The 5815-nt window shown below is 42.9% G+C and carries 5 protein-coding genes; 2 read left to right on the top strand and 3 right to left on the bottom strand.

The features are described 5' to 3' along the window. Positions 1 to 1762 (top strand): IS66 family transposase (locus M0Q20_RS10795; RefSeq protein WP_295061810.1); only part of this gene is annotated, 1762 nt, incomplete at its 5' end. A 34-nt stretch (positions 1763 to 1796) separates the two neighbouring features. On the opposite strand, the gene M0Q20_RS10790 is transcribed toward M0Q20_RS10795, so the two are convergent. Both M0Q20_RS10790 and M0Q20_RS10785 read right to left on the bottom strand, forming a co-directional pair. Continuing rightward, complete coding sequence (locus M0Q20_RS10790) at positions 1797 to 2303, bottom strand: hypothetical protein (protein WP_295061807.1); 507 nt, start codon at positions 2301 to 2303, stop codon at positions 1797 to 1799. Positions 2304 to 2456: 153 nt separating this feature from the next. Beyond that, positions 2457 to 2804 (bottom strand): hypothetical protein, encoded by a 348-nt coding sequence (locus tag M0Q20_RS10785; protein ID WP_295061804.1) that lies wholly within the window; start codon positions 2802 to 2804, stop codon positions 2457 to 2459. A gap of 387 nt (positions 2805 to 3191) precedes the next feature. Here M0Q20_RS10785 and M0Q20_RS10780 point away from each other — a divergent pair, with 387 nt between their 5' ends. Beyond that, positions 3192 to 4841, top strand: coding sequence for a sensor histidine kinase (locus tag M0Q20_RS10780; protein ID WP_295061801.1), 1650 nt, complete (start codon positions 3192 to 3194; stop codon positions 4839 to 4841). Positions 4842 to 4847: 6 nt separating this feature from the next. Here the strand turns inward: M0Q20_RS10780 and M0Q20_RS10775 are convergent, their stop codons facing one another. Beyond that, entirely contained in the window at positions 4848 to 5774 is a 927-nt protein-coding gene (locus M0Q20_RS10775) for a uroporphyrinogen decarboxylase family protein (protein WP_295061798.1), read from the bottom strand. Positions 5775 to 5815 lie beyond the last annotated feature (41 nt).

Genomic DNA, 5815 nt, shown 5'->3' with positions numbered 1-5815 from the left:
TTTGCCCATGGATAAGACACCTTTAGCTGAGCAACAAACCCCTCCTACAGTCGCTACTTACTCTGCTGAAATTGACCTGCTTAAAGATCAAAACAGCACTCTTAAGAAAGATAACCAATCTCTTTTGGTTAGAAACCAAAGTCTTGAAGTTAGGAACCAAGCTTTAGAAGATGAATTGGCTCTAGAGAAGGCTCGCAGCGAACACTTTAAAAACCTATTTCTCAACTCCAGACAAAAGCAATATGGTAAGAGCTCTGAAGCATCTGAGCAGTTAAACTTAAACCTGTTTGATGAAGCGGAGTTAGAAAACTTAATTGATGTAATAGAGAACACTGAAGGGGAAGTGACTGAACAAAAGGTGCGCTCATTTACCCGAAGAGTTGGCAGAAGCAGAATCCTTAAAGTTGACCCTAATACTCCAATCGTAGACATCAACCATGATGGAGAGGCTCCTGAATGTGAGTGTGGCAGCAACATGGAGCAAGTTGGAGAGTTCACCAGAGATACTTTGGCTGTAATACCGGCAACTAAAGTAATAGTTCGTCACCACTACCCTCAATTTAGATGTAGCAACTGTTTGGGTGAAGAGAATGAGGAGCAGTTAGTTACAGTCTCTGATGATTCACTCTTAAGTGGTACTATTTGTGACAGCTCCTTATTAGCGACAGTGGTAGTCGACAAAATGCAATATTCTCTGCCCCTTTACCGCCAAGAGCAACGCTTTGCTTCTATGGGGATAGATCTCTCTCGCCAAGTGATGAGTGGATGGATGATGAATGTGGCTCATCAGTTAAAACCTTTGGGGAGGGCTTTAGAGAGAGCTATCCATGAATACCCACTTTGGAATGTAGATGAGACGGGTTTGAGAGTTTTAAAGGTACCCGATGCAAAGGCTTCAGACAGCTCTTATGATGCTTATATGTTTGTCCGCTCCAGTGTAGATAGGGAGGGCAGAGCAGGTCCTGTACTCTTTAACTACATTGACAGGCGCACTAACGAGAGTGTTGCCTCTTTCTTTGAAGACTACCGAGGAGTTGTTCAAAGTGATGGTTTAGAGGTCTACTCCTATGCCAGCCAAAAGTATCCTTTCACCTCTTTGGGTTGTATGATTCACGCTCGGCGTAAGGCTACTGACATTTTGAAAACTAACAAGAAGGCTAAGTTAGCCGGGGAGTTAGTCTCTTTGTATGCTACCTTCTTTCACCATGAGGGGCTTCTTCTTGATCGTCAAAGGGGTCCTAATCCCTTAAGTGAAGAGGAGTATTTAAAGAAGCGAAGGGAAATATTAAGTGTAGACTTGGATGCTATTAAGAGATGGTTAGATGAACACCAGGGCAAGGTCCTTAAAGGAAGCTCTTTAGATAGCGCCATAAATTACACCCTTAAGAGGTGGGAGAAGCTGACCAGGTTTTTGGATTACAGTTGGGCTACCAGCACTAACCAGCTTGTCGAGAATTGTATAAGGCCGTTCGCTCTGGGGAGAAAAAATTTTCTCTTTTGTATTACTCCTCAAGGTGCAGAAGCAAGTGCCCTCTATTTCTCTTTGATTGAGAGCTGTAAAAAGTTGGACCTGGATTCCCACAAGTACCTCACTTATGTTTTCAACAAAGGTGGAGGGTGTAAAAGTGATGCAGATTGGGATGCCCTGGTCCCTGGTAGGGTAGATATTAGTGAAGTTGATCACTACTACGACCTGATTAGCAGTGCTAAAGCAGACCCCGAAAGAAAAGAACCCTACATTCTCAGAGGTAAACGCCACTAAAATAACTATTTCTCCAATACTCATGATTGTTAGTTTAAAAAACCTCTAGAAGGGGGACTATTGGGGGCGAGTTGACGCTTACGGTAAACTGTACAGGAATTACTGTTAAACTAGCGTTACCTGGTAAGAATAAAACTGAATCAACCACAAGGGGATTCTCTCCTTGCGCACCTCCCCCCCACTGCTTCGCCTCAGCGATGCTTTTTAAGCATGACTCGACTAATGGGGAGTTCTCCTCTTTGTAGTTTGGAATCCAGCACATTCGGGCCCTGAATTGGTAATCTCGATTCCTCTTTATCCAATCTATATAGGCCAAGAGGAGCCCGTCATCAATAACCATCCAAAAGACCTCTATCTCTGTTACATTACCAGCGGGATTACCTTCGGGATGAAGCAGTGCTGTCTCAATTAAGCACTTGCCATGTGATTTGATTTGCCTACCAACTAAGGCGACCTCTTCCATAAGGAATTGGGCCATCTCTGGTAGGCTCAGACACCCCTGCCACCTTTGGTGGAAGGGCACAATGATTGCGTTTTTCATAAATAAGTCCTCCATGAAAGGAGGGTTTTAGGAGGAGTTATCGTGTATGGAATTGATAACCATGTCCTGAATATAACACTGGGAATCTTGGTTGTAAAGGAGATTATTAGAAATAGTGTAATTGGTCGCCCCCCTAAGGGGGCGTCAGTTTAGTTAAATAACTTCAAACTCCATCACTTGATTGTTAAGTCGAGTCCCATTGAGAGTTTTTGTGAAGCTGACATACTCTCTAACTGCCCTATCTATCATCTCTTCAGCAAAGGAGGTGAAACGGGCTGGACGAGTCTTGCTTGGAATTAACATTTGGTCCGTGGAAAAGATTACCCTTACCCGACCAAGTCCCTCTAACTCCACCACTGCCTGACGATCTTTGTAAGCCATATTGCCATACACCCCATAGGGACCCCAGGTCTTAATATCGGCTTTGTACTCTACCCCATCAATCAGGTAGACTTCGCTAATCTCTTCGTTGATTGTTTTTTCAATTGCTTTGTATTCCATGTTTTCTCCTATTTTTATGGTTTTCTAGCAGAGACATCTAAATCTACGTCATAGCTACCCTCCCCACGCATAGGGAGACACCAAATGAGAAAAACACTACCTTGATTTAAATACATTTTTGACTCCTTTTAGCGAATTATTTTTTGACGCTGCAAGTTGGTTATAAATCACGTCATTGATTGAATATTATAGCCTTAGCCCCAAACAATCAAGTATAGTCTAAAAATTATGGCCAAGTCCCTTCTCCTCTCCCCCTCTTTAAAACGCACAGTAACCACTGGAGCTGATAGGCCGTTACCCATGATACCTTGTTAATACTCTCTTTAGTCTCTCTTTTTAATTGAAATAAGACTTCAAATGGGACTCTCCTACGGTTAGTATAGGGACATGCAAAAGAAAATCTTTTTGTGGTTTGTCCTAATTGTGGTACTCCCCAGTGGCATTATCTATTTTATTGCTAATCATCTCTTCATCCAATATGCAGTCGAACAGCAAATTAGTAACAACAATCAACTCATCCAGGAGATGCGCAAAAACCTCGATACAAAATTGCAGCATTACCAACAGCTGAGTATGCAATTTTACCTCAACACACAGGCAATGGAGGAGGTCCTCTCTGATACCCCTTTAATTGAGTGTCATGCCATCCAAAACCAATTAGATGGGTTTGTAAACTCTAATCGCCTTATTGCATCTGCCTATCTAATCACCGATAAAGGGACCATCTTTAGCGGAACGGGGATTCAAAATATTGAACCAATATACATTGAAATCCAACCCACTCTTCTATCCTTAGAGGGGCGGATTTATTGGACTCAAACATATCCTATGGTCACGAACTTTGGCTTAGCTGATACATTCTTTTTTGGAGCGCGCCATATCCGCAAAGATCAAAAACCTATCGCTACACTTATACTCGCTTTTAATAGCCAGTTTTTTGAAGATTTCTTTCAATACATCCCCTTCTCAAAAAACCAAGAGGTCTCCCTCACAAATTCGGCTGGACAACTAATAGCCTCCAACCACCCCCTAAGTGGTGAAACACCTTTAAGTAAGACAAATATTCGCCTCTCATCAACCTCTAATGCTAGTGATTGGACTATCTCTTTAGTCCTCGATACCCGCAATATCTCAAGAGAACTCACCTTTATCCGCAACATGTTCAACTTGAGTGTTGTCCTCTATCTACTCTTCTTCCTCATCATCAGTCACCTCCTCTCCAAACAACTCACTAAACAAATCCACGCCCTTACTGCTGCTGTTAACCAAGTGGGCGAAGAGGGGGTATTCGATGTTCAAGTCGATGTTAGTCAAGACGATGAGATTAAACAGCTCTCAATCAGTTTTAATGCTATGACAAATCGGATTCAGAAATTACTTGAAGAGGTGAAACAGGAAGAAGAAAATAAACGTAAAGCCCATATGCAAACCTTACAATTACAACTGACCCCCCACCTATTGTACAACTCTCTAAATACTATCCGTTGGATGGCACAGATTAATGGACAAGAGAATATTAAGGATGTCACCTTTGCCTTGAGCCGCTATCTACGTAGCCTCTCTGATATTGAAAGTGAGTACATCCCCCTGCGTAAAGAGTTAGAATTGATGGAAGACTATACAGTCATACAACGCTTCAGATACCAAGATTTCACTATTTCTCAAGAGGTCCCCGAATCACTCCAAGATTACCTCATCCATAAGTTGATGATCGTAAACCTAGTTGAAAATAGTATCATTCATGGGATAGCCAACCTCTCTGAACCTGGCGTAATAACCGTACAAGCGAGACGAGAAGATGAAACTCTTTATATCACGGTTAAGGATAACGGCGTTGGTCTGCCCCAGGAACTGATTGACACCCTTACTCTTCAAGACGACTACGCGACTGATGAACTTAACCACACTGGGTTGCGAAATATTCAAACTCGGTTGCGTCTCTACCATGGTCCATCCTACTCGCTAATTGTCGATTCGTCGCCAGGTGAAGGGTGCTCGGTAACCATACCGCTCCCCCTCATTACAAAAGAGCCTTGAACGACTTCACCACGTGCGCTCACTGTTGTAGAGGGCTAAAATATTCTCTAGGGGGGTCCCGGGTTGTAAATTGTGACAAGGGGCACAAATATAACGATTATACTTGCCAAGGGTTTTAATATTTGCCTTTACCTCTTGGCGAACCTCTTCAGGGGTTCCAAAGGGGAGAATCTGTTGGTTCTCAACTGCCCCATGGAAGACTACCCTTGAGCCAAAGGCTTCAATTAAGTGCTTACGCTCCATCCCGGGGCAAGCATGTTGAATTGGATTGATGATATCGATACCTAAATCGACCATCTGCTCAATAATAGGAAAAGCAGCCCCATCTGAGTGGTAAAAAACATAGGCCCCTTTGGAGTGGACTAACTCTATTAACTCCCTATAAGGTTTTTTAAAGCGCTCTTCCCACACCTCAACTGAGATTAATTGGCGGTCTTGCATCCCCATATCATCTGACAGATAGACGATATCGATAGCATCACCGCAGACTTCAAAAGATTTTTCAATATAACGCTTTTGGATCTTAAAGATTTTATCAATAATGGCATCGGCTAAATCTTGTTCTACATAGAGGTCCATCAAAGAGAGGTCCATAGGGCGTAGTTTACAGTAGATTTCAAACAGAGAGATAAAGTCGAGCATGCGAGGCCAATTGGAGTAGGCCTGGCAACTCTCTAACAATGCTTGGTAATCAAAACGGTCTGGGTTTGGCCATCCATGGGCTTCAATCTCTTCAATTGTTTCAGCATCTTGAAGTGGATAGGTGACCACCTCTTCATAAGACCCCTCTGAACTGTGCTCCACAGTCCGTATCCCACTACCCCACTCATTGATGACTATCTGGTGTCCCCTCTCATCAATTATAGGCGCCTTTAGGTCGATATAGGGGGCATTTACCCATGCAATCTTGTCAATTTTAAGTAGGCGCCACAACTCTTGTTCTTCATCAATCTTGTAGTAATTGAGTAGTTGGT

Source organism: Sulfurimonas sp. (assembly GCF_023229025.1).
In the GTDB taxonomy this organism is placed as follows: Bacteria; Campylobacterota; Campylobacteria; order Campylobacterales; family Sulfurimonadaceae; genus Sulfurimonas.
This window is presented reverse-complemented; position numbering and strand designations above follow the sequence as displayed.

Coding starts and splice junctions, on each gene's coding strand:
- M0Q20_RS10790 (WP_295061807.1), bottom strand. CDS start 2,303: ATGAAAAACGCAATCATTGTGCCCTTCCACCAAAGGTGGCAGGGGTGT.
- M0Q20_RS10785 (WP_295061804.1), bottom strand. CDS start 2,804: ATGGAATACAAAGCAATTGAAAAAACAATCAACGAAGAGATTAGCGAA.
- M0Q20_RS10780 (WP_295061801.1), top strand. CDS start 3,192: ATGCAAAAGAAAATCTTTTTGTGGTTTGTCCTAATTGTGGTACTCCCC.